Origin of the sequence: Nostoc cycadae WK-1, assembly GCF_002897135.1 — a bacterium.
Taxonomy (GTDB): Bacteria; Cyanobacteriota; Cyanobacteriia; order Cyanobacteriales; family Nostocaceae; genus Nostoc_B.
In genome coordinates, this window is record NZ_DF978440.1 from 1 (window position 1) to 26485 (window position 26485).

At 41.0% G+C, this 26485-nt stretch carries 19 protein-coding genes; 5 read left to right on the forward strand and 14 right to left on the reverse strand.

Annotation, left to right across the window (positions count from 1 at the left end):
• The 7 genes from NCWK1_RS23955 to NCWK1_RS23985 form a co-directional block, all read right to left on the reverse strand.
• Window positions 1–410 (reverse strand): low temperature requirement protein A (locus NCWK1_RS23955; protein WP_146034036.1); only part of this gene is annotated, 410 nt, incomplete at its 3' end.
• Between the two features lie 795 nt (window positions 411–1205).
• Window positions 1206–1697, reverse strand: a complete 492-nt coding sequence (locus NCWK1_RS23960) for an orange carotenoid protein N-terminal domain-containing protein (protein WP_096577055.1) — start codon at window positions 1695–1697, stop codon at window positions 1206–1208.
• A 135-nt stretch (window positions 1698–1832) separates the two neighbouring features.
• Window positions 1833–4631, reverse strand: coding sequence for a CHAT domain-containing protein (locus NCWK1_RS23965; RefSeq protein ID WP_103126436.1), 2799 nt, complete (start codon window positions 4629–4631; stop codon window positions 1833–1835).
• A 130-nt stretch (window positions 4632–4761) separates the two neighbouring features.
• Window positions 4762–6558 (reverse strand): ShlB/FhaC/HecB family hemolysin secretion/activation protein, encoded by a 1797-nt coding sequence (locus tag NCWK1_RS23970; RefSeq protein WP_103126437.1) that lies wholly within the window; start codon window positions 6556–6558, stop codon window positions 4762–4764.
• Between the two features lie 309 nt (window positions 6559–6867).
• Window positions 6868–7548 (reverse strand): tetratricopeptide repeat protein, encoded by a 681-nt coding sequence (locus tag NCWK1_RS23975; protein WP_187308233.1) that lies wholly within the window; start codon window positions 7546–7548, stop codon window positions 6868–6870.
• A gap of 809 nt (window positions 7549–8357) precedes the next feature.
• Window positions 8358–10496: a CHASE2 domain-containing protein gene (locus NCWK1_RS23980; protein ID WP_103126439.1), complete on the reverse strand. Its 2139-nt coding sequence runs from the start codon at window positions 10494–10496 to the stop codon at window positions 8358–8360.
• A gap of 201 nt (window positions 10497–10697) precedes the next feature.
• Window positions 10698–11267 (reverse strand): superoxide dismutase family protein, encoded by a 570-nt coding sequence (locus NCWK1_RS23985; protein WP_096577065.1) that lies wholly within the window; start codon window positions 11265–11267, stop codon window positions 10698–10700.
• Window positions 11268–11338: 71 nt separating this feature from the next.
• Here NCWK1_RS23985 and NCWK1_RS23990 point away from each other — a divergent pair, with 71 nt between their 5' ends.
• Window positions 11339–12325: a pentapeptide repeat-containing protein gene (locus tag NCWK1_RS23990; RefSeq protein ID WP_096577068.1), complete on the forward strand. Its 987-nt coding sequence runs from the start codon at window positions 11339–11341 to the stop codon at window positions 12323–12325.
• A gap of 18 nt (window positions 12326–12343) precedes the next feature.
• Here NCWK1_RS23990 and NCWK1_RS23995 read toward each other — a convergent pair whose 3' ends face one another.
• From NCWK1_RS23995 to NCWK1_RS24005, 3 genes are all read right to left on the reverse strand, one after another.
• Window positions 12344–14095, reverse strand: coding sequence for an FAD-binding oxidoreductase (locus NCWK1_RS23995; protein ID WP_103126440.1), 1752 nt, complete (start codon window positions 14093–14095; stop codon window positions 12344–12346).
• Between the two features lie 170 nt (window positions 14096–14265).
• Window positions 14266–17595: an FHA domain-containing protein gene (locus NCWK1_RS24000; RefSeq protein ID WP_103126441.1), complete on the reverse strand. Its 3330-nt coding sequence runs from the start codon at window positions 17593–17595 to the stop codon at window positions 14266–14268.
• A gap of 383 nt (window positions 17596–17978) precedes the next feature.
• Complete coding sequence (locus tag NCWK1_RS24005; RefSeq protein WP_187308234.1) at window positions 17979–18896, reverse strand: DUF928 domain-containing protein; 918 nt, start codon at window positions 18894–18896, stop codon at window positions 17979–17981.
• 714 nt (window positions 18897–19610) lie between these two features.
• Here NCWK1_RS24005 and NCWK1_RS24010 point away from each other — a divergent pair.
• Window positions 19611–21182, forward strand: a complete 1572-nt coding sequence (locus NCWK1_RS24010; protein ID WP_103126443.1) for a metallophosphoesterase — start codon at window positions 19611–19613, stop codon at window positions 21180–21182.
• Window positions 21183–21432: 250 nt separating this feature from the next.
• Here NCWK1_RS24010 and NCWK1_RS24015 read toward each other — a convergent pair whose 3' ends face one another.
• The 3 genes from NCWK1_RS24015 to NCWK1_RS24025 all read right to left on the reverse strand — a co-directional run bounded on the left by NCWK1_RS24015 (window position 21433) and on the right by NCWK1_RS24025 (window position 23303).
• The gene (locus NCWK1_RS24015) at window positions 21433–21597 is read right to left on the reverse strand and encodes a hypothetical protein (protein ID WP_245894980.1); all 165 of its coding nucleotides are present in this window, start codon (window positions 21595–21597) and stop codon (window positions 21433–21435) included.
• A gap of 199 nt (window positions 21598–21796) precedes the next feature.
• Complete coding sequence (gene rsmG, locus NCWK1_RS24020; protein ID WP_103126445.1) at window positions 21797–22546, reverse strand: 16S rRNA (guanine(527)-N(7))-methyltransferase RsmG; 750 nt, start codon at window positions 22544–22546, stop codon at window positions 21797–21799.
• A gap of 82 nt (window positions 22547–22628) precedes the next feature.
• Entirely contained in the window at window positions 22629–23303 is a 675-nt protein-coding gene (locus tag NCWK1_RS24025; RefSeq protein WP_096577082.1) for an ABC transporter ATP-binding protein, read from the reverse strand.
• Window positions 23304–23621: 318 nt separating this feature from the next.
• On the opposite strand from NCWK1_RS24025, the gene NCWK1_RS24030 reads away from it, so the two are divergent.
• The 3 genes from NCWK1_RS24030 (at window position 23622) to NCWK1_RS24040 (ending at window position 25574) form a co-directional block, all read left to right on the forward strand.
• Window positions 23622–24557, forward strand: coding sequence for a Sll0314/Alr1548 family TPR repeat-containing protein (locus NCWK1_RS24030; RefSeq protein WP_103126446.1), 936 nt, complete (start codon window positions 23622–23624; stop codon window positions 24555–24557).
• 124 nt (window positions 24558–24681) lie between these two features.
• Window positions 24682–25134 (forward strand): DUF3531 family protein, encoded by a 453-nt coding sequence (locus NCWK1_RS24035; RefSeq protein WP_096577086.1) that lies wholly within the window; start codon window positions 24682–24684, stop codon window positions 25132–25134.
• 8 nt (window positions 25135–25142) lie between these two features.
• Window positions 25143–25574 (forward strand): NUDIX hydrolase, encoded by a 432-nt coding sequence (locus NCWK1_RS24040; protein ID WP_103126447.1) that lies wholly within the window; start codon window positions 25143–25145, stop codon window positions 25572–25574.
• Between the two features lie 168 nt (window positions 25575–25742).
• Here NCWK1_RS24040 and NCWK1_RS24045 read toward each other — a convergent pair whose 3' ends face one another.
• Window positions 25743–26381 (reverse strand): histidine phosphatase family protein, encoded by a 639-nt coding sequence (locus NCWK1_RS24045; protein WP_103126448.1) that lies wholly within the window; start codon window positions 26379–26381, stop codon window positions 25743–25745.
• Window positions 26382–26485: the final 104 nt, after the last annotated feature.

The window sequence follows — 26485 nt, forward strand, 5'->3', positions numbered from 1 at the left end:
ATTACTATTTCCAGGTGCAAGATGTGAGCCACCACCAATACAGCCCGACCAAGTGCATAAGCCAAAGCGAAACCAGAAGAACTTTCTCCTAAGCCGTGGTGAATATTTACAGCCATCCCCGCCGCTGTTAACATTTGTACCCCAACCAGCAACCGATGAATAACATCATCGCCATCAAAGCGATTAGCGTAGAATGTAGTCCCAATCCATGACCACCAAATCGGGATAAACAAAACAACAAATCCCAGTAATCCCGATAGCGAAATATCTTCTTTCAGATTATGCGCTACTTGCGAGACTGCAACCACAAACACCAAATCATAAAAAAGTTCTAGCCAAGTGGCGCGTCTTTCTTCTGCACTATCTTCTTCGCCAATGCGTAATCTTGGTGGCTGGAGAAAATTTGTCATAAAAGTTACTTGCAAATCGCTAATAGCTTTCTACCATTAGCTGTCTGCAATTGGCTATGTTTTTATTTGATTTGTCTCATTCTTGCAGTCAAGAAGCTAAAAGATATCTACAACAATAAATAAAAAGTCCGCAATTGCGGACTTTGGTTAGGCTTTCTGTCACTGTAATTGGCTACAATCATGTATCATGATGCTTTTATTTTTCCTTATTTATTGCCAGCAATCAAGCTTTTATAATTACATCTTTGGACATAAGCTCAGGGATTTTATCTTTAATTTTCTGAACTCAATCAACTTTTATTCCTTCTTATCTATTTACTATTACCTTCCTATGCAAATCATTTCAACAATCAAGGCAGATTACTATATTTTTGAGTTATTTTCTCAGACATAAAACATATATTTAAGTCCATCGTAAACTAACACTAAAATTTTTTATAAATTATAAATAAAGTAAAGGTGGTCAGGTTACAAGCCCTAGGGTTTCCCAGTCCTAGGGTTTTACTTTTTTATGGAGATATTTCACACCTTTGATTAACAGATTAAAATATTAGCCACTTATTAATAAAAAAACAAAATTTTTCAACCACTCGTCAGATAGATGCAACTTGTGAAGAGACAATTTAAAGTATGAGATACAAAACAAAGGGCGTTACGAATTTAGGGTGTAACTATCCTAATGAGCAACCAAAAAATTACACAGAGTAAAAATTATATTTACTCTGTGTTTATCTGTGAGTCTAAATGTTAGTCTCTATAAAAAGCCAACAAAGCGGTAGTTCTCAATGCTGGTGATTAAATTTCCGCACCACCTTTAGGTTCAGCACCCATTGGAGAAACATAATCACGGAAAAGGTTAATCTGCTGTTCAAAAGGTAATTCTTTAACTTGGTTTAACAGGGCTTCAGCTTCTGAGGAAAGGCGATAACCAGCAGGTACAGGAATAATTACATTGCTATCCATTCCTTGAGATAGACGGTACCAAAATAGTAACTTGGTGGTATCACCCAAAGAACCATATTCTCGGCCAATTTGAGTGTCTGCTTTATTAATCAAGTCCCGCTGAATTTGTAGTTGTTCTTCGTGACTTAATTCTTTAACTTGATTAAATAAACCTTCGGCAATTTCTGGAGAAACAGTACTAGCCGCAGGAGCCGCAGGAGTTACAGCACCACCCATTTCTTTATAGATGAACCAGAATAAACCTAGTTGTTGATCTACATCTAATTGTCGCCAAGATTGGAGACATTTACGAATGGTGGGATCGCTGGTTTGAGTATAGGTCATAACGAATTTATTGGTGATTTATGTTGCCATTAGTCACCTTATCAAACACAGATTTAGAGTTTAACCCTACTGAAGACAGATGTAGCTGAATCAAAGAGAATATTGAGGATGAATTCCGAGAATAATCAATTTGATTTATAACCAGTTGCCTACTAAAACGTAAGGGGCCCAATAGTAAGGATGCTTATACTCAGGATCTGTCAAAAGTAACATTTGAGCGCGTTTTAAAGCTTCGGCTTTACTCTCTTTAGTATTAGCAAACTGCTTATAAAACTCACCCATAATGGTTGCAGTAGCTTGATCGTCTACACTCCATAATGTTGCTAATGTACTACGCGCTCCAGAACGCAGAGCAAATCCTGCAATTCCTAAGCCAGCACGTTTATCGCCACTAGCGGTTTGACAAGCGCTCAGAACTAATAACTCGATCGCATTTCTTTGACTTGTCTCTCGGCTTTGCAATAAAGAACTCAATTCGTTGACGTTAACGCGATCGCTTGATAAGGCTGGGTCTTTCTCATCAGAATTTTTCCAAGTCAAAATATAGGTATCTTCAGCGTTGGAAGCAAACTGACCGTGGGTTGCGAGGTGAACTACAGGTGCAGAAAATGACTTGATGGCTTTTTCTAAAGCTATTTTGGTAAATTGGCTGTCAAGCAACACTCGCGCTGGTACTTCTTGTTGAATTGTCGCAATTTCGTTTTTGACACTGGGTAGTCCCTCAAAGGTTCCTAGAGCTTCTGTAATTCCCGCCGCAATGGTACGCGGTTTTTGTCTGGCTAAGGAACGGTTCGGTAACAGGTGTAACCCAGGTGTCAGCGCAATGTTATATCCCTTCTGAATGAGATATTGTTTGCCATCATGCAGTGCGGCCATCGGTACACTCCGCAGTGTTCCATCTAAGACAAACACCAAGTTCTGCACTTTATATGCTTGTAATTGAGGTTCAATATCTCTAATTAACCAGTTATAAACTTTTTGGGAAACAGGTAAAAAGTCATGAGTTGAGCGTGTGACCAATGTTGCTCGGAGTTTCTGGATAGTCTTTTCTACTTCTGTTTGAGAAACTGGAATTGGTTTGGGACGTAATAACAAGTTCTGTTTTTGGCTCTTTAACTTGTTGGGTAAAGAAACAATTACTTCCAAGCGATCGCTCAAAATAATCGGATAAATCACTGCGGCTGTACGATCAATTTCGTCAATCTGCACAGGTTTAGCATCTAAACAAGCTTTGCGAAAGAAGTTGTCTAACTCTGCTAATTGCAATGACTCAATTACATCCCTGGCAGTTTTGAGATTTTTTTGGCTGGCTTCAGAATTGTCTTGATATGGCGAATTTTGCAGCAGTAAACTCACTAGTTCTCGATAAACAGGCTCAACTCCTTCTTGAAAGGAAAACTGCACTTCGCGGTTAATGGCGACTAAATCACTCCGCAATGATTTAAGAATATTCACAGCTTTGGTGTAAGATGCGATCGCTGCTTGTTCGTTGCGTTGGGGATTATCTTGCGCTTTGAGAATTCGGCCTAATTGCCAATGCCAACGATAGGCAATATCAGTTGCACCAATACCTTCAGCTAATTTTAATGCTTGTTGGGTAAGTTGTTGCGCTTCTGACCACTGGTGAGTTTGCTCATACAAATTACCTAATGTCCCTAAAGCATAAGCTTCCGCCCGCATATCCTTGAGGATTTTGGCTTGGTCAACGGCGACAGCAATAATTTGGGCGATCGCTTTCCATTCCACATTCGCCCCGTCTAAGCTTTTTACATTACTCAAACTAGCATCTGCTACTAGCTCATTTTTAGGACAACCAGCATTTATTCCCATTTTGGAAGGTTCAGTTAGCTGTTTAAAACAAGTCAAACTCTGAGCAAAGTTAATCCGCGCATAAATGGTTTTGCGACTTGTGGGTGCAGTATTCAGTTGTTGCTGAATTTCCGGCCACAAACTTTGTACTTGATGCCATTTTTGCTGATCTATAAACAGGTGCATCTGATTGAGTTGTGCCTGTACCCTAGTTAAGGGGGATTTTGTAACGGCAGCTTTTTGGTAATAATCTAAAGCTTGTGTAATTCTCTGACTTTTCTCGTCGGGACTTTTACCTAAACTCAATGCTTGGGCAGTGTTTCCTAAACTCAAATGAATTTCGGGAATTAATTGGGGATATACTTGTTCGGCTATGGATAAACTTTGCTCTAATACTTGTAAAGAGCCAAGTTGGTCTAGGTTTTTTACCTTAATATCTTCTTGAGTTAAATCCCCTACCAACCGCAAGGTATTACCTAAATTCAGCAATCCTGTGGCTTTTAGGGGAGAAGCTGGTTGTTTTTGTAAAACTTGATTTACTTGAATTAAGGTGATTTTGGCGCGGCGATACAGTCCTAATGCTTGCAATGCCTGAGTTTGATTGAGTTGGCTACCTATCTTCCCGGCATCATCACCCATTTTGCTATATGTGGCTGTGGCTTGCTCCCAACTGGTTAATGCTTCTTGAGAATGTCCTGATGCTAGTTGCACTTGTCCTTGAGTGTTCAGCGCTTGGGCAAGTATCGATAAATACTCATGAGAATCGCTTTGTCGAGCAACTTTTAATAATGCTAAACTTTCGGCGATCGCTTTCTGAGCCTGGGGTAATTGTCCTACTTGCTGATGAGCTAAGGCCAAATAGTTTAATGCTAGGGCTTGATTTAGATGATCTCCTTGAACCTGAAAGCTTCCCGCGGCATTTTGGAATAACTTCACAGCTTCCGTAAATTTTTCTGATTGGTAAATTTGAATCCCTTGTTCTAAAATTTGTTGTGGACTTGTCGATAGCAGAGTATTGGCAATAGGTGCAGTAATATTTTGAATAGCAAGTTGGTAAGAGTTGGGAATTAGGGTAACTGGTTGAGTAATTTGTGATAGTGTGGCTAAAAAAAGAAGTGCAGACATAGGATTAGTAGTTCCCACGAGCAAAGGCTGGTAATTGAATTCGTAATTCAGACTGGCGGAAAAAAGTTTTGCTAAAAGTGGTTTATTTTGTAATGGCAGAACTCTGTTTTATTATTCAAACTTCAGACTTTTAAAATGGTTGCGTATAAACTAGGGAAAAATACAGCCCATTTTCCTGCAAGGTGTTATTGCGGGAATTCGCATCAATTAAGGGAATTCCCCAATCAAAGCGGGCATTGATGCGATCGCTTTGCCACAATAATCCTAATCCCACAGAGGCGAGGCTATTGGGATCGGGATCGGCGCGATTAGAACTGTTGTAAGTAGTTCCATAATCAATAAATGGTGTTAGTTGTAATACACCTCCTAATTGGGGGGCGCGGAGGATGGGATAGCGTAACTCGGCAGACACAAAAAAAGCATTATCTGTCAAGAGTAAATCTTGACGATAGCCCCGCACGGTTTGTTGACCACCTAAACCAAACTGTTCTAGGGGTACTAATGCTCTATCAGCTAATTGAGCATCAGCACGGAGTAAGAGTAAGGTATCGGGTGCTAAGAGGCGTACCCATTGCGCTTGTCCCCGCCACGAGAAAAATCTACTATCTGGTGGTGCGCCGCTGTTGGTAGCATCAAAGGCATCTAGACCAAAACTAAATTGCGATCGCGCTGCAAATACTTCTCTACTATTGCGTTGTGTCCAATCTTGAAAAAATCGCAGTACTGAAAGGCGCGTTTGTCCATCCACAGATCCCGGTGAAGGAAACGGAATACGTTCACCAGCCAAAGACTCTAAATAGCCAATATCACTGTTGCGCCGATTGGCTGTAATTCCCAAAGCAAATTCTGTGGTGGGGGTTTGAATCAGTGGTTGGCGAAATGTTACAGCAAAGTCTTGGGATCTACCTTCAATATCTAAAACATCGAAGGGTTCTTCTACTACATTGCTGGAAGTGTAGTTATATTGAAACTGCACAGTTCCATTGTAGGGATTGACTGGTAATGTGTAGCTAACATCAACATCGTTACTACCATCCGTGTTGGCATAAGCAATGGAAAGTCCATCACCTAAACCTAATAAGTTGGCTTGGGTAAGTTGAATTTGTCTTTGAAAACTGCCAATACTAGGGACTCGATTATTATTTAAGCTGACTTGAGCGCTGAATGTTTTGGCTTCTGATACCTTGACATCAATGATGCTACTTCCAGGACGAGAACCCGCTGCTAATTCCGCCGAGATATTTTTAATTAAGGGATTAAGTTGCAATAGTTGCAGTGCTTGCAGTAACTTATTTACGTTGAGGGGTTTGCCAGTAGCTACGGCGATGCGACTACGCACATAATCTGAGTTGAGCCGTTTGAGTCCTCTAACTTCTATACTTTCAACGCTACCTTCAATTACTTGAATTTTGACTACATCACCTCTAGATTTGAAGGTTTGATCAGCTGGGATAAATGCCCCAGATGAAATGTAACCTTTGTCTGTATAAAGTTTTGTCACTGCATCACTGACTCTCAGCAATTCTGCAAAGGTGATGGGTTTACCAGTAAATTCTTGGGTAACTGTTGCTAATTCTTCCGGGCTAAATACAGTACTACCAATTACTTCAAAGCGGGTGACTAGAATTGTGTCTCGTACACCACTGGGGGCTGTTTCTGGCGTGGGAGTAGTTTCCCTAGGCGTTTGGAATAAGTCTTCTGGAGGTGGTAGGGTGGGAGTCTCTGGTGGCGTAGGTTGCGGTAGCTGTGGCCTGGGCAAAGTTTCTGGTGCTGGCAGATTTGTCCTGGTTTGAGCTACTAGATGAATATTCACCGTCTGCGCTTTCACAGAACTAAGAGATAAATTATCGAGAAACAAGGTTGCAAAAATTAACAGATTGAGCGATCGCATCTGATATTTCGGACTCAAAAAATATTCAGCAGACATGATAGATAGAGATAGATATACACACCCAAAAATTCTTACAGATGAATTTATCTACTGATTCTACCAGTATATTTGCGTAGGTAATATTTCTATTTGATAAGTTTTCCAGATTAGCTAAGAGATGAGTAATCTTGAAAAATCAGGATAGTTCTGCTGATATTACATTCCAGAATAATTTAACCCAAAATATTTTAAGTATTTTTGATAACGATTAATATGGATATTAATAATTAATTAAATTCTACTTGCAGTGCGATCGCTTATCGGTGCAGCGGCTTGATGGTATTTATTTAGCAATTATCAAGATAATTATTCTCTCAAGTTGGAAGCACTATGAAAGGAGTGATACATCGTATTTTCTGGAGCGAGACGCAACGCTGTATTGTAGTCTTCCATCGCTTTTTTTTGTTCGCCTAGGTCATTGTAAGTCTGACTACGCCAAAGATAGAATAGAGCGTTTTGCGGATGGATGCCAATTGCTTTGCTATAGTCATCAATTGCTCCTTGTTTGTCACCAAGGTTCTTCCGGCGAAAATTAGCTCTTTCACCGTACAGATAAGCATTTTGGGGATTTATCCCTATCGCCTGATTGAATTCATCAATAGCTCTTTGACTATCTCCTTGTTTGAAATGACTATAAGCTCGTTTAATATATGTTGTAATATCTGTAGCTTCTGTAACTTCTGTATTTTTATGCAGATTTTCTTTAATATCTATGTCCGTTGAGATAAATTGTTCTCCGGGGACAGTTGCAGCTAAATTTGTTTTTTGCCCAGAAAGTTTGCTCAAGACAGACTTGTTATTTTTCACCGCCAGCCAGCCAAATATTCCACTACCTGCGACTACAAGCATTAGAGACAATTGTTGTCCAATACCGTTTTGATTAGAACTAGAACTAATGGCGGTCAACTGATTGAGATTACTTCTGTAGGTTTGATCAGCTGTTGCAGGTTTGATTTTACCTAAAGATGTAAACCATGTTATTGTCATTAGTGCTGTAACAGTAAGTAGTCTGTGCTTCATAAATTAGCTCGATTTGACTTAAGGAGGGTTTACAGCCAAGCATTGATGCCAGTCATTAACTAAATAAGAATGGATTGACCTTGCTGTTGTCATTGCCAGCCAGATTAATTGTTTTATCTTATCCAGGGATTTAAATTAGGAACTTTTATTGCTTCTAATTGTCCCAAAGTTATTCATTCTTGACTTCTGTGTTAGTACTTATCGAGTATAGTAGCAATCATTATCGCTAAAAATATCTATTTTGCAGCAGATATCAGCTTTTTGTATACAATCATCCTTTAGGTAGTACAGTAATATCTATTACCAAATTTTACAATATTCAAGATATACATAATACAGTAGATAGCTATGGCGATCGCCTATTTCAGAAGTAAGAAAAAATTGCGGATGAAGCGATCGCATTTTATTGTCAATTTTTATTATCTCATCGACAAAGCGCCGCGAAGAAATTGGCTATGGGACAAAAAAAGTGCTGTTAGCAGTAGCAGAGCGTGTAGCTAGTACTGAATTGAAAGTATCGAGGATAAAACCAGTTGTATCAAAGCTTTGAGTCGGAGGCTATGTCTTAATTTATATGAATAGAGCCATCAAAAGTAAATATTAGATAAAGCTGTTTTCGTATATATGAAGTACAAGTTTATATATTTTTCGGCAAAAGCCAGCAAAATTTAAAATTATGTGAAAATTTGAGCTAGTATGCCGCTAATGCAAAAATGCAGCAACATCACTACTCATAAGTAGAAATTTACTCATTTGCTCAAAGCTTCTATCTAACGCTAGAGCTTATCTAGCTCCTCCAGAATTTCTTTAGCAGTTTGATATCTTCTTAGATAATCAAAAGAAGTCATCCGTTCTAAAATTGCCGCTAACCCATCAGAAACTTGTGCCTTATCGCGCCAAATTAGCACAGTTGTCTGCGGATCACGCTCAATTTCTTTGGCATTTTTTCCAGTTAAAGCTTGAATTCCAATCATTCCCAGAGCATGAATATCACTGTTCAACCTTGGCTGACCCATAAGTTGTTCCGGCGAAGCATACCCAAGAGTACCCACCGCAACTGTTAAGCTTTCCTCTTCTTGCTGGGGTTGAATTTGTTTGACTGCACCAAAGTCGATCAATACTATCCTATTGTCCGTTTCCCGACGCATCAAATTACTGGGTTTGATATCTCGATGGATCACATTATGATCGTGGACAAATACTAATACCTTCAAAACATCCCTTAAAATTTTGATTACCTCAGCTTCCTCAAGACGCTTACCCACAATCAATTCATCTTGTAAGCAATGCCCTTTGATATACTCCTGCACTAAATAAAATTGCTGATTTTCTTCAAAGTAAGCTAGTAGTTGAGGAATTTGCTTGTGGTGTCCCAAAATCTCCAGAATTTCTGCCTCTACACGAAATAAACGCCTAGCAACTTCCAGAAATCTAAGGTCTTTCTGCGCTGGTTGTAAATGCTTGACAACACACTTTGGCGAACCAGGGCGTTTGGTATCGTCGGCTAAGTAAGTATAACCAAAACCCCCAGAACCTAGTACTTGTGCAACCTTGTAGCGATTGTTCAGCAATTGACCGCTTTGGGGCTGACTATCAACAGGTGACTTGGTTTCGTTACTCGTAGCACCGCCTTCTCGCAACAGCGATTTCAATAAGTCTATGGTTTTTTCTTGTTCTTGAATCTGATTAGCAATTTTGTCTCGCTGTAGTTTTTCCGAGTAGGCTGTGTAGACAACTACGCTACCAGCTGCTGCAATTAATCCAATTACAGGCTGTGCTAGTGGTACCCATCCGGCTTGGGTAAAAATAATAAAGCCACCACCTATCAAGAAAACCAAAGCGCCTCCACTGGCTAATCCTAAAAGCAGTGGATGCTTAATTCTCCATCCTATCAACGCACCCATTACAGTCCAGCCCCAAAGCCAAGTTATTTCTCCCCATTCGGGGAGAAACCAAAATATTGGTCTTTGGTCAAGGACTCCACTGAGAATCTCACTGACAATGTGAGTATGAATGACAATTCCTGGCATCTTTCCCGCGTTGTCTTGTCTACCAGTAGCATAAGGAGTGTTGCGAATATCTTGCTTACTGGGTGCTGTAGCGCCAATTAAAACGATTTTGCCATTAACCCAATCAGGATTGACTTTATTGTTGAGTACGTCTGTAAAACTGACTGTTCGGGCAACATTATGAAAAGAACGGTAGTTGAGCAATATTTGAAAACCACCATTATCTGCTTCCACATAACCGCCAGCATCTTGTGGTAAGCGTTGAAACACAGCTTTACCCAATTTTAATTGTAATACGTCACCTGTTTGGGTAATTTGTGGTTGGATTTTGGCTGTGTCTGCCAGATATTTCAATGCTGCTGCAACGGCCAAAGACTGCTGACTTTGACAAGGTGTTTTTGGCTCAGGATTAACAAATAGCAGGGCGCGGCGAATAACTGCATCAGGGTCTTCTGGAAGATCGGCAAACCCGACATTATTTGCATCTAATCCTGGTGGTGGGGGTGTTGTTGTGCTGCAAATTGGAATAATTTTATTGTTTGTTTGCAAGCGGTTCAGCAGTTTGGCGTTACCACGACCAGGTTCTATTTCTATAGGTACATCTCGAAAGAAGTCTAAAGCAATGACACGGGCTTGGTTACTTTCTAATTTACCTAAGAGTCTGTCTAGTTCTTCATCTGTGGGCGTGATGTGCTTGAGTTCTTGGATATCTTGCTCTGTAAATCCCACAATTAAAAGACGAGGATCGGGAGGTAGATCTGCACGCCTTTGCATCATCTGGTCAAAAACCTTCAGTTCAAAGTATTCTAATAGTCTGAGCCTTTGAACCCCAACCAAAATTAGTGTAACTAGCACGCTAGTAACTATGACTGGCTGTGTGAATAATTTTTTCGCCCCTGCAAACATAGTCTTACGAAAGTTGGATCTTTATGGTAGGTCAACTACGTTAAAGTACACAACTTTGGCGTTAGTTTAGCCATACACATTAAAAGTAATTGTAGATTGATCATTGAGACTTTTAATGCTGTGTATCGGAACTGGAACAAAAGTAATTAAATCTCTAGAAGTAGGGAAAATTATCTTTGATTCTCCCTACTCTAATTTATATTAGTTAGCTTTGGCGATCGCACCACAAGCTAGACGACCACCGCCAGCTTCATCGGCTGTACCACCAGCTTTCTTTTGATCCTGGAGTTTATGGATAATAACTGCACTACCATCACCATCAAATAAGCTGATGGGACTATCAGAAATAGTCACACTGCTAATAAATGCTTCCAAACGACCTTGACCTAAAGGATTAATTTTAATATTGGGTAAATCACCTAAATGATAAGGATGGTTCTTTTCTACCGGCTTTGATGAACCAAAGGGGCCAGGGTCAAAGTGTCCACCAGCAGAACTAAAAGGCTTTTCTGTACCTGTTTCACAAGCACCTGTTTCATGAATGTGAACGCCATGTAATCCTGGAGTCAAGATTTTGGGATCACCTTTAAGTTCTACAGCCACCCAAACAGACTGAAGTTCGCTATTTTGTACGGCTTTCAGCGTCCCTGTAATCCCAGGGCCACTAATTTGAGCTTGAGCTTTTAGCTGTGGCCCAGCACCATTAGAAGGAGAAGCACAAGCTGTTAGTAGTACTAGACAGGCAATAACGATGTAAGAGATAAATTTCATAACTCAGATTCTCAAAACTCTATCAACACTAGTTTTGTCGTTCAATATCTTGACTACAAAAGGAAATAAAAATGCGTGAACGCTTACGTAAATGGATACAGGATTTTCAAGAGTGGATTATTTTCGCTGTGATATTTGTATTGTCAATAGTAGTGATTCGGGTTTTTGAAGATAAACCTCCATTTAAAAGTATTGTGGAATCATTGATTAGCTCTAAGTTTATTGGTACTCTGCAAGACTTGAGTATTTTAGCGGCGGTCATTCTTTACTTCCGAGAAACTCCTTCCCGCAAAAAACAGGCACATTATGAAGCATGGCGTGTAATTAACTCAGCTTATGGACAACGAGCTAGTGGAGGTAGAATTCAAGCATTACAAGACTTGAATGATGATGGTGTTAGCTTGGCTGGACTCACAGCCGATAAAGCTTATCTAGCTGGGATTAACTTAAAAGGAGCCGATTTGCGAGATGCGAATCTCGAAGGTACTAACCTGAAAAATGCTTGTTTGCAGGAGATTGATTTACGCAATGCGAATCTTCAACAAGCTGATTTGAGATATGCCAACCTTGAGAGAGCAAATTTAAGAAATGCCAATCTTCAAGGACAAAGCACTAACCTCAGCTACACAAATTTTCAGAATGCTTACTTAAGTCATGCCAATTTTCAATTAGCCTACCTTTGGAGTGCAAACCTTCAAGGTGCTGATTTAAGTTATGCCAATCTCCAAGAAGCGGATCTCAGTTATGCCAATCTGCAAGGGGCTAATCTCAAATATGCCAATTTTCAAAGTGCTGACCTCAGCCCGACCAATCTTGAGAAAGCCAACTTTCAAGGTGCCGACTTGCAAAATGCTGATCTCAGAGATGCCCAAAACTTGAATCCAGAGCAAGTTAAATTAGCTAGGAATTGGGAACATGCTAAATATGATGAGGCTTTGCGAATGCAGTTGGGGTTAAGTCCATTTAGCAAAAATATTGAAGTCTTGCCACCAGAAAACCCTGGTCAGGACGACAATTTATCCGATATTCAGCAATCCCAACTCCTCGATGATTTTTAAGCTTGCTGGATTGAGTAACTAAGCATCTATCACTACCCTACCGACAGGATAAGCCACACAAGTTAAGATATAACCTTCTTTAATTTCACTTTCTTCTAAGGCTTCGGGATCATAGCCTTCCATTTTGACATTTCCTTCTAATTTACGTTTTTTGCAAGTACCACAAACCCCAGAACGGCAACTACTGCGGATTTTTACCCCTTCTTGATCAGCCATATCCAGGATACTTTCTTCTCCGTCACAAGGTACGTCTTTACCTGATTTCGAGAAAACTATTAGTGTTTGGCTAGAAGATGCTGGGGGAGGAGAGACTGGAGTTGATGTAGCGACTGGGGTTGTCGCCACACGCGCTACTACATCTTGAACGGGTGCTGCTTCTGTAGAGATTTTGCCCAGCATTTGGCGTAGCCCTAAATTACCTACAGGAGTAGGAGAAACTTCTACCTTAGCAGTAAGCTCTGGGGCTTTTTTGGTTTTTTTCCGAGGTGGGCCAAAGCTTTCTTCATAGTAGTTCTGCATTGGAAAGTCGATGCTTTCTAGCAAGTCATTGACCGATTCCATAAATGGGTTTGGCCCACATACATAAACTGTGCGTTCTTTATAGTCTGGCGCAATTAGTTTTAACATTGCTGGATCAAGTCTGCCGGTGAAACTCATCCAACTTTGACCGGGTTCACGACGGGTAATGCTAATTGCCAGATTAAAACTTGGATGATTTGCTGCCATCCAATCTAGTTCCTGCCGATAAATGATATCTCTGGGACTACGGGCGCAGTGGAAAAAGACGACATCAACGTTAGAGGCTGTGTCATACAACCAGCGGGACATAGACATCATGGGTGTGATGCCACTACCTGCGGAAATCAGCAACAGTTTTGGTGAAGGATTCGCAAAGCAGGTAAATTTACCTGTTGGGCCATTCAGTTTCACTGAGCTACCAACCTTGAGGTTGTCGTGTAGCCAATTGGAAACTAAACCTCGTGGGACATCTGTCCCCGCATCATTAGGTGCGGGGACGCGTTTGACGGTGATTTCTAGGGTATGGGGACGGGAAGGTGTGGATGAGATGGAGTAGGAACGCAACACCTGTTCGCCGTTAATTTCTAGGTCGAGGGTGACAAACTGGCCTGGTTTATAAGTAAAGAGCTTTGGTGGGTCGGCAACGAAGCGAAAAGTTTTGACATCGTTGGTTTCATCAATGATTTGGGTACATTTAACGGTTAAATCTCCCTTCATCCAACGCTCAATTTGGCTGTGATCTACTGTCGCTAGTGGCATATACTCTTCGGGAGCTTTGGCGACTGCGGCAGAAATTGGCTGTGGTTCAGGAATTGACGGTGAAGCAACAGCTGCGATCGCTATTTCTGGCTGTAGAGCTTGACCATTACTTGTCGTGATTACGTTAGTAGTAACGTTAACATTCAAATCGATCATGGTTGGTTCATTGCTGGATACTGCTCCGATCACCATCAAAAAGAACCGCCCAATCTGCATCATGTCTCCTGTTTTCAGAGCATAATCCTGATTGATTTGGATTTGTTCTGCATTTAACCGCGAACCAGCACGACTTGCCAAATCAGTGTAATAATAATTGCCATTTTTGAGAGAAATTTTGCCGTGCATCCGACTGACTTCGGCGCTATCTAACACCACATTACAGTTAGGATAGCGCCCAATTAGACACTCATGATTGAGCATTGTGTCTAAGTTGAGGTCTAGTTCTTTGAGTTCATTGGGTTGCTGTGGATCAATGATTCTGAGTTTAAGCATATTAATTACCTAATATGTCAATTCCTATGTGTTTTTACTGCCAAAATCAGGGAAATTGTTTACATTTTATGTTGTAATCATTACCTAAACTCAACAGAGGTAATGAGGAGTGCCAAAAAACTGGCGTTGATTGGTTTAACTGGGATGGCAGTACCATCCCAGTTAAATTATTAGAGTTGCGTTATGGAACAAGCTTGTCCTAGACTTGCTTGCAGACGATTACTCAAAAGCTCCAAGATATTTCTGGCTAGTAAGGTGTCTTGGGCCAGCACTGCCTCAAAATTCTCAGCATTGATTCTCAATGTCTTCGTTCTGGTACCGGATGCTACTACGGTTGCCGCATAGTTAGTGTGGTTTAATACTTCTAATTCACCAATGGTTTGCCCAGGTAAAATCATTCCTGACAAATCTTGATTACCCATGCTTTGACTGACTCTAGCTTCACCGTCGATTAAGACGATCAGATCATGAGCCACTGTACCCATCCGACAAATTTCTTCTTCTGGTCGATAAACTCGGACATGGCTATTTTTCGCCAAATCAATTAAGACATTTGCTTTCAGACCTGAGAAGAAGCTGCTCTTATACAGCCATAACAACTTTTCTAAGGTTCCTAAAGCTTCAGCTAGGGTGTCTCCTTGTTGGGCTTGCATTTCCCATTGCACCAGAATCACGATATCGTCGCCACTGCTGAAGCGGACAACATCACCCTGTTGGAGTTGTGCTTGCTGATCAAGAATTTGTGTTTTACCAATCCGCAAACCGTTGCTGCTACCTAAATCTTTGACGCTCACGCCTTTTTCATCAAGGTAGAAGATGGCGTGCTGACGAGAAACACGGTTATCGGAAATGATGATGTCGTTGCCAACTTCACGTCCGACACGAACTGTTGACTGTTGAAACACTCGTCTTTCTACACGCCCCATGATTTTGATTTGAGCAATCATGGTCGGTACGGTATTTTTGGCGTGGGTCTGTCCTTGACCAAGAATGCGTCCGGCTGTTTCGATCACCAGTTGATCTTTAGTGGACTTTGTATCTAACAACTGACGAGCTTGTTGGAAACCAAGACTAGGATCGATTTGATGTAGCGCATACAGACTGGCTGCTTGGACTAAGGGATCAATGTCTTGTAGCAGTTGCATTAAGACATCAATAATTACGTCCGAACGTAATGCTGGTTCTGGGATTTGGGTGGGCGCTACGATGGAACTCCAAGTAGAGGTATTGGTGGAAGCGGAATTCCGAATGGAATTGGGAGCGTCGATTTGTGTATCAGCGATTCCCGGATTGATGTCTGTGGCTATACCAACTGATTGAGTTACTAGGTCTTTGGCTTGGCGTAAGGAGGCGATGACTCTCATACTGAGACGAGATATCCACTTCGACTGCTCTTCATTAGACCGTAGAATATCTCCCAAGATATTTGCTGCGAGTACACCTATAGAACGGGCAATGTCGAGGGCTTCTGGGGTATCACCTAAAATTTCCAGAATGCTGAGTAATTGGGTGACAATCAGTTTTTGTTTTTCTTGAACTGCTTGTCGCAATAGGACGTAAACCGGGGCGTGGGGATTAGAAACTAAGTTTTGCAGTGCTTGATAGCGAACTGCTAAGTCTTGCAATTGAGATAATAAGGTCTCGGCTGTCCTTAGTAGTGCGCCATCTTGGTTAAACATTTCTGCCAAGACTTGTTCTTGTTCGGCAGATGTGATGGCATACTCTTGACGCAAGCTCATGATTTGCTTTTGCTTGCGCTCGAAAGCATCTGATAAGGGAGTGCCTGTTTCTACTAGTTCTTGAATAACTAATTCGAGTGCGCGACGATAACTATCAATCCGCAGTTGGTTTTCCCGGCTGAGTTGTCTTTGAGGATCTAGTAGGGCGGGGTCTTCGACACCTAGTTCTGCGAGTACGGAGTAGTGTTCTTCATCGCTGATGTTCAGTTCTTTGCGGACATCTTTGAGAACTTCTAAGCTGTCGGCAGATTGGACGTTACCTTCTTGGAGGGATTCTTGCAATACGCCTTTATATACTCGTAGTCTGTCGGCACGGCTAAAACCAGGTAGTACTTTAGCAAGAACGTACACTTCGTTAGGAAGTAGGTCTTGGAGCGATCGCCCTTCGAGGAATTTGCTCCAATCTACTGCTAGTTTGTTCAACTGACGACGCAAACTACTCGCCAAGCTCTCACGGGAATAATTGTCTCTGCTGCGAGCTAAACTTCTGTGTAGCCACAAGCTACTGACTAAAACAACAAAGGCGTTCAGTAGCAAAATCCCCCAAGTAGGAAACAAACTGATGTTGGGGCGACCACCAAAGGAGAAGAAGACGTTGAAGGAGACAAATGTACACAAAACAAAGCAAGTATGTAAAATATCTTCTTCGCTAATGTTTCTGCCTTTGCGCTTGATGAAGGCTCGATAAGCTTTTTCTAGACTCAGACAAATTAAGTAGCTCAAGCCCGCACAGACAGCGAGGGTAATGGGAGCGGCAATGATTTTAGGAACGGGAATAGCTTGTCCAAAGAAATAAAAACCTGGGTTGAATAAGGTGCTTAACTGCCCTTCTTCATGTGTCCAAGCTCCTGAGTAGTAGTAGTCCCAGTTACCTGCGTACAGGTAATAGTAAAGGTAGAAACCAAACATTAACCCAAAATAGGTATAAAACACTAATTTTTGGTCTGGTCTGGTAATTCCTTCCCAGTAAGAGCGTTCTGAGTCAATGTCAATGCAAGGAGATTGACAGCTAACGCAAGCACTTTTTTCGTTGCCACTAGTATCTACACTGCGACACATGGATTGAGTGATGCTTTGGGGCGGTTTGAGGTGGGCATCACTACCTAACAATCCTCTGGGGCCTGTGTAAAACATTTGCACTGGAGCCATTGGACAGATGTATTGACACCAACTTCTGCCTTTGAATAAATAGCCGACTGCGATCGAAGAGGCGATGGTGAATAGCAAGAACGCAGCCATTGCTGTGCGATCGCTATTCACAAATAAAATGCGGATGTTCAAGCCTAGGTAAAAAAGGAACATTTGCAGGTATAAGTAATTCCGCCCTAACCAAGATTCTTTTTCTACACCTGCCAATTCGTAACGAATGTTACCTGTGTCTGGGTTGACGACTTTACGCTTGCGCTGAATCCCCAAGGCACGAGGAATTTGGGAGAAGAAATATAACGGACAAATCCGCCGCCAAAATTCATGCCCAAACAGGATTAAAACCATGATCCCGATGGGCAGTACCATCGCCCAGAAGATCCGCGCTCCCATCGCATAGGGCTGCTCTGGTAAACATACACCCTGAACTGCTACGCAATCATCTGGATCGAGGTACCTCTCAGGATGGAGATGGAAAGGACTTGCTGTATTACTTGGGTCGGTTAACCAAACCGAAAGTGGATCATAAAATAAAGAAAAAATTAATGTCAGCCAGCCGATAGCAAGCAGCCACCTGACTATGTGCATCTGTTTTTCTGGGACTTGACTAATCATTGTTTGCAGTTGCTATAACGCTAGAGTTCGAGTATGTTTTACTGGATAAAATTCCCTAGACTAGGTAAAAGTTCATAGAAAAACTATCAGCTACTACTGCCTTGATAGCTAACAAATAAACAATTTGTTTGAAACACAAGGAGATGTAACTGCACAAGCAGCTTGATATTTGATTGCTTGTAATTTTGTGTGAAGTCTAGTGATTATACAAATTGATGACAGTTGCGCTTGGTGAAGTTTGTTTACTATTAATGCTCCTGTTATACGTACGTATGATGTTATAAGGTTTTGCGTGCAGGAAATTAAAAGTTTTTCTTAATCATTGTTTCACGACGGTAAAGTTTCTGCTCATATTTGATGAGTTAATTTTTACCCCTAGAGGGCTACTGTATTGTGCAGCAAGATACTAGAGGTTCTTGAGTAATTTCTTCTAAACCTCCAGAGCGTAATAAATCTTCCCAATCATTTTTAATTGTCAGATCATTAGGGCTAGATTTACGCAATTCACTGAGAATTGCTAAAGAATCTTCCCAAAATCCAGACAAGGCGTAAATTGCCGCTTGTTCTTCTGGTTTGACTTTCTTTAATTCCGTCATCAGTGCAGCATCTGGTGCAATGCGTTGAATGGAGCCAGAAACTACATAATCAAGCTGCCGATCGCTGCGATCGCAAATTATCGAAAAGTCCCAGTGATAAGTTTTACCAACTTTTAAACTTGGCACATCTGATTTTTCTGGCAAATTCAGGCTGACAATACCAGCTTTAGTTGGTGTTGGCAAGGTTTGTTGATACACAACATTATCTTGATCATCTGACAAAACCAATTCCATGACTGGTGCAGATGTTTGCGGTACATAAAATAAGAAAGAGGGATTCGCGGCGGTAGTTCGTTGCATTGGATCAAAGGTTGGTGTTAACGCCATTAAGCGTTTTTTACCGGGAATGCAAACAGCACCGTTTTCACTTAAACGTTGTCCAGCACGGGTTCCTCCCTGTACTTGCCGCACGGGTTTGCCCAAGTTGGTGGGAATATAAGTAACGTAGGTTTGACGCTTGTTACCATTGCGGCGATCGCGCGATACATAAATTTGGATATTGTTCACCGCTGTGGTAGCGTAGCGATCGCCTGGCCTTTCCTGAAGTGCTTGTTTAAAATAGTTCAAAGCGGCTGAGTAATTCCGCTGACGGGTAGCACTGTAACCCATCTGCATATATTGGTTGTAGTTTGACTGAGCTTGAGCTAAGTAAGCAGGCAGGGCTACAACTTTATCTGCGCTAACAGGTAAGAGAGAGCCAAGCATTAAGGTTACACAGACGCATCTTATCAGGAAAAACGGTTTCATAGTCAATCCCTTCACTTGGGCTTTACTGTATGTTCATACAACATAGATAGGTTGCATTTCGCAGATCTATGCAAAATTTTATCTAGTCTTGTTGACAATTTTCAGTGTTACCTGTGAAAATCTCTAATTGCTTGGATTAGTTAATTATGTGTCTCCTGCTGTGAAAGCCTACAAATAAACTATCTTGTCAATAATCAACTACAGATGTTAGACGTTAATGTTACTTAGCCATTTCTAGTAGTGTGTTCTTCCGTAAAACTACTATAATCTAGTGACAACTTGCTTGTACATATTTTCATTTTCAAGATTAGTAACAAATACGTAAGATACTTATCCTAACTTTTTGTTAAGTTTACAACCCAGTTTATTAACGTTGACTTAGCTGCTTATGGCACCTGAATTCTTCTGTAAATACTCATTTAAATAAAATTAAAAGCTGACTAACAGACCCATTAGGCGTTGCATCAATGCGGGATGGATTCAGATGTTTAACCATAATTAAAGATTGATTCTTCGCGCCTACCCTGTGAGCAGCAGCTACCACGTCTATGCGTGAAACAAATTTCATTCAGTTAATCAGCCATACACCCAATTAACTGTGGTGAGCAACAGTGAGTAATTACGAAAACAACTCGCTACAATTGGGATGCGTTAGGAAAGCATTGTTAAAGTATGAGATTGATTTCTGAACCACCAATTCCTGTAAAAATTCAAAAAATGAAGGAGAGGGTACGGTGGAGACATAGCACTATGCTCCAGCGCGGCATCGATCAAACCAGTATGGTAATTGATGATGGCAAAGATGAGAATCCCGAATTTTCGTTTTTGGTGATTGGAGATAGTGGTACAAAATCTCATTACGGACACCACCCGCAACGCGAAGTAGCTGAATTAATGCTGGCGCATAAAGATGATTGCCGTTTTGTGCTGCATACCGGTGATGTGATTTATGTGGTAGGTTCCCATGAATATTACCCAGCCAACTTTATTGAACCTTACCGAGAATTTTTAGTGGGTGGCGAGAACCCCAAGAATATTGCTTACGATCGCATGACCTTTAACTTACCGTTTTTACCAGTTCTCGGCAACCACGATTATTATGATGTCCCATTTGCCTACCGTTGGTTAACAGGTAGCACACTCAGGTTGCGGCGGATGTTGCGTTACAAAGATTTTGAAATTGGTTGGCATGGTTCTAATCAAGGAGATGCTTATTCACGCGCCTTTCTAGATTATCTAGCCGCCTTGACTTCTCCTGAAGAATTACACCACCATTTAGACCAAAATTACACAGGTAAAACAGACACTGGCCGTTGTTTGCGTTACATACCAGGAGAATTTACCCGTGTACCCAATCGTTATTACAGTTTTCGGTATGGTGGTATAGATTTTTTCGCATTGGATTCCAATACATTTAATATGCCATCGCCTTTACCGACAACCCAAGCTGGAGAAATTTACCGCCAGGAATTGCAAAAACGCCGCCAGGAAATAGACAAAGAAGAAGAACAGATTTTGGCAATAAGCGATCGCCTCAATCCCGATAACCCAGCCGATGCGGAACAACTCGACGACCTTAGTGCCAAATTAGACCAAATTAACGAAGTCAAAATTGACATCGAGAAACAATTATCATCTCATCAGTCGCCTACAATTGATTTTGAACAACTAGAATGGTTGCGCGACAGACTCATTGAATCTTGGCATACTTCAGAAGTTCGCGGCCGGATACTCTTTTTTCACCACCCTCCATACGTCACCGAAGCCACAAAATGGAGTCAAGCACAAACTTTAGCAGTGCGTCATCGGTTACGTTGGGTTTTGGAACAAGTCAAAGAAAATCTTGGTTCTCTTACACAAGGCCGACCCTTAGTTGATTTAATATTTAACGGTCATGCTCACTGTTTAGAATATCTCCGCATAGCCGATACAGGATATGCAGATTCCCATATTCCTTGCATTGTCTCCGGTGGTAGTGGTCGCCGTCCTCGCCGTCAGCGCAGTGAGGGAACGGAATTGTTAGAGAAGTTTACTGAACTTCCTAGTAGTCCGATTCGCAAAGTTGCAGACTCCTTACTTTATGTCGGTCGCTATGGTTACGGTTCTCAAACACGCTTACCTTATTCCTGCGTGCGAGTTGATGTTCAAGATGGTTATCCACTTAAATTTATTGTTCGACCTTTAGTCGCTGAACGCGTTGACCAACAATGGTATCAGCATGAAATGGAACCATTGATGTTGTGAATGGAGAGAAAGTATGAAGTATAAAGTTTTATTTTTTATACTCAGGACTTACGTAAAAATAACGTAACTTCGTCATTACGAGCGATAGCGAAGTAATCTCCCCTAATGCTGGGATTGCTTCCCTACACTTCGTTCCGGTCGCAATGACATTATCGGTGTTGCGTAAGTCCTAATACTTTATACTTTTCTACTTTGCCCAAACTACAAATATTTTCAACGGCCTACTTACGGAATAAAAGATTTACCAGATTTACCACAATATAATTGGTAAACCTGCAATCAAAGAAGCAACACTTGTCCAAAGAGTAAAGCGCTCAAGATTTCCTTCATCCAAAGCAAGACTCATTTGCCTAATTGCTGATAATAGTGCTGCTAATAGTAGTACAAAGAATGCAAAATATTTCAAAGCAATCATACTTTGCCCTACTTTCATGAAAAGTAAATATAGTAGGTTTTTAACAGGTTAAACCATGTTTTTTTGTTCCCTATTTAGCAATTAGAAGCCTAAGTTATTGAATAAAGAAAAAATACATATTTTAGAAGTATTGAGTGTTTAGTAGGACTTACACAACGCCGATAATTTCGTTGCGACCGGAACGAGGCGTTTTTCCCTGTCATAATGGCTTTTGATGAGGTATGCCAACTGCACGGGGAAATTGAAGCGGTGTGCTTGCTACTTTTCGCAGATATAAGCAGTGACGGATGCTATTAGTTAGGGGAGTAGTGAATTGTTCTATTGAGACAATTTCACCACCTAATTGTTTAACAGCATTTTGCAAAGCTGTAGTTTCTTCTTCAGTCCAAGTACCTCGATAAATTACTGCTAAACCACCTTTTTTAATTAGTGGTAGGCTGTACTCTGCACATTCTGAAGCTGTACCGACGGCGCGAATTAAGGCAAGATCATAGGTTTGGCGGTGTTGGGTTTGTTGACCAATTTCTTCTACTCTGCCAACGAGAGTTTTACAATTGCTGAGTTCTAATGTAGTTAATACTTTGTCGATAAAAGCAATTTTTTTGCGGGTGGAATCTAGCAGAGTAATTGTGCTGTTGGGTGCAATCATTCCTACCGGAATACCAGGAAAACCTGCACCTGTACCAATATCAATGACTGATGCACCTGTTTGAAGAGATGCAATAAATTGGTTGTTTAGTACAATTCCCCGCAAGGAATCCCAGAGATGTTTTTCCCAAAATTCTTGAGGTTCGGTAATGCGCGTTAAGTTTAATTGGCTGTTACCTGACAGAATTAACTCATAAAGTTGCTGGAATTTTGTCTGTTGCTGTGTAGTTGGTTGCCAATTAAGGGTTTGCTGCCAAATTTCTGCCATTTCTGGCAGCAAGGGTGTTGTGGAATTAGTCATTGGTCAATGGTCAATGGTCGATGGTCAAAAGGCAGAAGACTCAAAGATGAAATTTCATACTTTATACTTCATGCTTTTGAAGTCACACCGCTGGTTGGGGTTCTTTCACTTTACTACTAAGTGTTGCTGGATCAACTGATTGCAGTTCACCATGATTGAGTGTCCAACAACGGTCGGCGATCGCTAACATATCTCCAGCATCATGTGTTACTACTAACAATGTCCAGTCTTGTTTGAGTTTCGCCAATAAGTTGACTAGTTGCTGGCGCATTGACCAATCTAACCCGGCAGTAGGTTCATCTAATAACAATACATTCGGCTGACGAATCAATTGCACTGCTAAAGCTAAACGCCGTTGCTGTCCTCCACTTAAAGCATAAGGCGCAGCAGACAAGGATAAATGCTCTAATCCCACTTCGCTGAGGGCTTGTTTGACTCGTTCTGACCCTAACTCAGGATGTCCTAGGCGCAATTCTTCTAAAATTGTCCCACCGCAAAAGTGCCGTTCAGGAAACTGAAACACGATTCCAGCTAGTTGTTGTAGCTGTTCGGCAATGAGTTCTTGTTCTCGCCAAAATACTCCGCCGGAAGTGGGTTCGGCTAGTCCAGACAAAATTTCGAGTAAGGTACTTTTGCCAGAACCACTAGGGCCGATAATTAAACCTAACTGCTGAGGCGGTAATTCTAGGTTAATTGACTTAAGAATTGCGGTTGGACAAGCTGTGGGATGATAAATTAAATTTCTGAGATAGAGCATTTGTTAAAATTACCAAAAATTGGCGAATGACTCACTAACTAAGGTTAACTACACCAAGCACAATCGGAAAATTCCGAACTGATTTATGCCATGTTACTTGCTTCAAGCATGATCTCACAGCCAAACTATCTCTCCATTTTGGCAGAAGAACCTTGAATTCAGGACGGGAAGAATTATGGGAACTTGCAAAAATTAGCCAAGTCAACCTGTTGAGAATGTGTTGACTGAAAATAGAACTCAATTAAGATGAAAATTTTTTGGCATTCTAGGTAATATATAAAGCTATTTCCACCGCAATTACTCTGACTGAGGGTTCTAATGACTCAATTATTTCCCACTACAAAAATAGTATTTACTAAATTAAGTAGATTTGCTCAGACAAGTTTAACAACTGCGATCGCTTTTAGCCTCTGGGTAACTCCATCTTTAGCTGGCGACCCCTTTGGCCGCAACGAACCACATCAAATTGGCGATCATACAGAAGCAGCTTTTAAAGCTATTTTCCAACAAGGTAATTATCCCGCAGCTGAACGTCACCTCAAGGAAGCCTTAGCAAAAGAACCAAATGAACCTTTAGCTTATGCAATGCAAGCATCGTTAGCATATACCAAGGGAGATGTCACAGGTTTAAATACATACAGCCAGCAGATTCTCGATGCTGGGCAGAAATTAGTTGCCAGTGATCCTTTGCGTGGTAATTTGTATACTGCCGTTGGGCATTTTTTTGAAGGTGCGGTAATTGTGACGCGGGAGGGTGGGGCGAAAGGTGCTACCCAAGCTTTAGGTCGGTTGCGGCAAGTTTACCAGTATTTAGATAAGGCTGAAGCAATTTCGCCCAAAGACCCAGAATTGAATTTGCTCAAAGGCTACATGGATTTAATGCTATCTGTGAATTTGCCTTTTGCCAATCCTGATGAGGCGATTGGGCGGCTAGAGACAAGTGCTGCACCCAGATATTTGGCAGATCGGGGAATTGCCATTGGCTACCGAGATTTGAAACAGTACACTCAAGCTTTAGATTATGCTAATCAGGCGATCGCCGGCGCACCAGATAACCCGGAGTTGTATTATCTCAAAGCCCAAATCCTCAAAGAAAAGGGAAGACGGGAAAAAAGTCAAGAGTTGCTGCGAGATGCGATCGCTAATTTTGACAAAGCTTTGACTAAAAAATCCCAATTACCCGCTAGTTTAGTCAAACAAATTGAGCGAGAACGCAATAGTGCAGTCAACCAACTCAATAATTCTGGTAGATAATCAAAAAAAGTCTGAAGTCTGAAGTCGGAAATTTTAGGCTTCAGTTCTCAGCCTTGAGGCTTCATTCTTGATTAGCCATCTCTTTGATATGCTTATTTGGAGCGACAGTAATTGAGATAGTTGAATGCACATTCAGTTTCGTGAATTTAATCCGTTTGATGTTTGGATTTGGTTAGGTTTTAGCACCGTACCTTCTCAACGAGAAAAAGAGTACATAGAAGAAGTTTTTAATTCCTGGTTTTACTTAGGTAAATTAGGTGCATTTAACGCTGAAAATTTGCAAGTTCAAGAAACAGGGCTGGAAATCAGCTATATGGATTATGATGCCCAAGGTTATGATAAAAGCTTGTTGGCATTGATGCACAACATGGGTGAGATTGAGTACGAAGGACAATGGGCGCGTTGTTGGTTTGACTTGGGAACTAGTGATGCGATCGCTTTAGATATTTTAATCAACGCTCTCACCCAGCTGAGTGAAGAATATGTCACTATTGAACAATTGTATATTGGCGGCGAAAATGAAGAGTGGCCTGTAGAAGATAGCGAAAGCCGTTCTTACTCCATATACGATAATTAGTGACAAGAATGAGTAAATCAGGGGAAATTCGGGTCATAGCTTTAGGACTAATTCGGGATGGTGAGCGAATTTTTGTTTCTGAAGGTTATGACCCTGCAAAGCAGTCTCATTTTTATCGCGCCTTGGGTGGTGGCGTTGATTTTGGGGAAACTAGTTATGCAGCTTTACAGCGAGAATTTCGAGAAGAAATTCAAGCTGAGTTAACTAATATTCGCTATTTGGGTTGTATTGAAAACTTATTTATCTATAATAATCGGCAAGGGCATGAAATCATTCAACTTTATCAATGCGATTTTGTTGATTCTAAGTTTTATCAACTAGAAAGTTTAATGTTTTCGGAATCAGGAACTCATCATCATCGGGCGTTGTGGGTTGAGATTTCTCGGTTTAAATCTGGTGAACTTAAGTTAGTGCCAGAGGAATTTTTTAATTATTTATAAAGTCTATATTTTTTCGAGATAGTAAGTAGATAGACGTAAATAAATATAATATGTTCTGTCATTGAAATTGCTTCGCTTCTCTGCGAGACGCTAATGCGAACTCGTACAATGACATATTATATTTAATCATGGCTACCTACTTATCTTTTGAGCTATTCCCGCAGCTGCTTATGTTCCCGGACGAGAGCGAATATGATCGGGTATATGATGGCGATCGCCTAAGATTTCTAACAAAGGGCCATTAACATCAAATTTCACCATACTTACCGACGCGACCAAAATATTCACTCGATAGCGATAGCGTCCCAAATCAATTCCCAGTAAACTGCAAAGCATAATCCGAATTGTGGCTTTATGGGAAACTACTAAAACATTACCTTGGGGATGTTTTTCTTGAATTTCAGCAATTACAGGCATAGAACGGTTAGCAATTTCTACCGCAGTTTCTCCACCTTTGGGCGCATTCCAAGCAGGTTCTGTCAACCATTTTATATAGTTTTGGGCGTAATTCTGTTCAATCAAGGATTTACTCTTAGTTTCCCATTCACCATAACTACCTTCTCTAAGTCCATCACGCAACTGCATCTCCATACCGATCGCATCACAAAATGGTTTGGCAGTTGCAATTGTCCGCTTCATTGGGCTAACATAAACAGCTTCCCACTGCAATTTTTGATAAATCTCGGCAAAACTCGATGCCATCTCCATTCCTTCTTTTGTCAACTCTGCATCAGTTTCACCGCAGAAATTACCACTTTGACTAAAAGTAGTTTCTCCATGTCGCAGTAAATATAAATTGAGTGTCATAGCTTGTATTGCAATGAGGATAAAGAAGTTTGTTCAAAAATAAAATATCATCAATCTCGCTATTGATTATGTGACAATAGGACAAAGTAATTAACTCACTTCTT

Bases quoted from the DNA above. Each gene is read 5' to 3' on its own strand.
- NCWK1_RS23960 (WP_096577055.1), bottom strand. From the start codon at position 1,697: ATGACCTATACTCAAACCAGCGATCCCACCATTCGTAAATGTCTCCAA.
- NCWK1_RS23965 (WP_103126436.1), bottom strand. From the start codon at position 4,631: ATGTCTGCACTTCTTTTTTTAGCCACACTATCACAAATTACTCAACCA.
- NCWK1_RS23970 (WP_103126437.1), bottom strand. From the start codon at position 6,558: ATGTCTGCTGAATATTTTTTGAGTCCGAAATATCAGATGCGATCGCTC.
- NCWK1_RS23975 (WP_187308233.1), bottom strand. From the start codon at position 7,548: ATGACAATAACATGGTTTACATCTTTAGGTAAAATCAAACCTGCAACA.
- NCWK1_RS23980 (WP_103126439.1), bottom strand. From the start codon at position 10,496: ATGTTTGCAGGGGCGAAAAAATTATTCACACAGCCAGTCATAGTTACT.
- NCWK1_RS23985 (WP_096577065.1), bottom strand. From the start codon at position 11,267: ATGAAATTTATCTCTTACATCGTTATTGCCTGTCTAGTACTACTAACA.
- NCWK1_RS23990 (WP_096577068.1), top strand. From the start codon at position 11,339: ATGCGTGAACGCTTACGTAAATGGATACAGGATTTTCAAGAGTGGATT.
- NCWK1_RS23995 (WP_103126440.1), bottom strand. From the start codon at position 14,095: ATGCTTAAACTCAGAATCATTGATCCACAGCAACCCAATGAACTCAAA.
- NCWK1_RS24000 (WP_103126441.1), bottom strand. From the start codon at position 17,595: ATGATTAGTCAAGTCCCAGAAAAACAGATGCACATAGTCAGGTGGCTG.
- NCWK1_RS24005 (WP_187308234.1), bottom strand. From the start codon at position 18,896: ATGCTTGGCTCTCTCTTACCTGTTAGCGCAGATAAAGTTGTAGCCCTG.
- NCWK1_RS24010 (WP_103126443.1), top strand. From the start codon at position 19,611: ATGAGATTGATTTCTGAACCACCAATTCCTGTAAAAATTCAAAAAATG.
- NCWK1_RS24015 (WP_245894980.1), bottom strand. From the start codon at position 21,597: ATGATTGCTTTGAAATATTTTGCATTCTTTGTACTACTATTAGCAGCA.
- rsmG (WP_103126445.1), bottom strand. From the start codon at position 22,546: ATGACTAATTCCACAACACCCTTGCTGCCAGAAATGGCAGAAATTTGG.
- NCWK1_RS24025 (WP_096577082.1), bottom strand. From the start codon at position 23,303: ATGCTCTATCTCAGAAATTTAATTTATCATCCCACAGCTTGTCCAACC.
- NCWK1_RS24030 (WP_103126446.1), top strand. From the start codon at position 23,622: ATGACTCAATTATTTCCCACTACAAAAATAGTATTTACTAAATTAAGT.
- NCWK1_RS24035 (WP_096577086.1), top strand. From the start codon at position 24,682: ATGCACATTCAGTTTCGTGAATTTAATCCGTTTGATGTTTGGATTTGG.
- NCWK1_RS24040 (WP_103126447.1), top strand. From the start codon at position 25,143: ATGAGTAAATCAGGGGAAATTCGGGTCATAGCTTTAGGACTAATTCGG.
- NCWK1_RS24045 (WP_103126448.1), bottom strand. From the start codon at position 26,381: ATGACACTCAATTTATATTTACTGCGACATGGAGAAACTACTTTTAGT.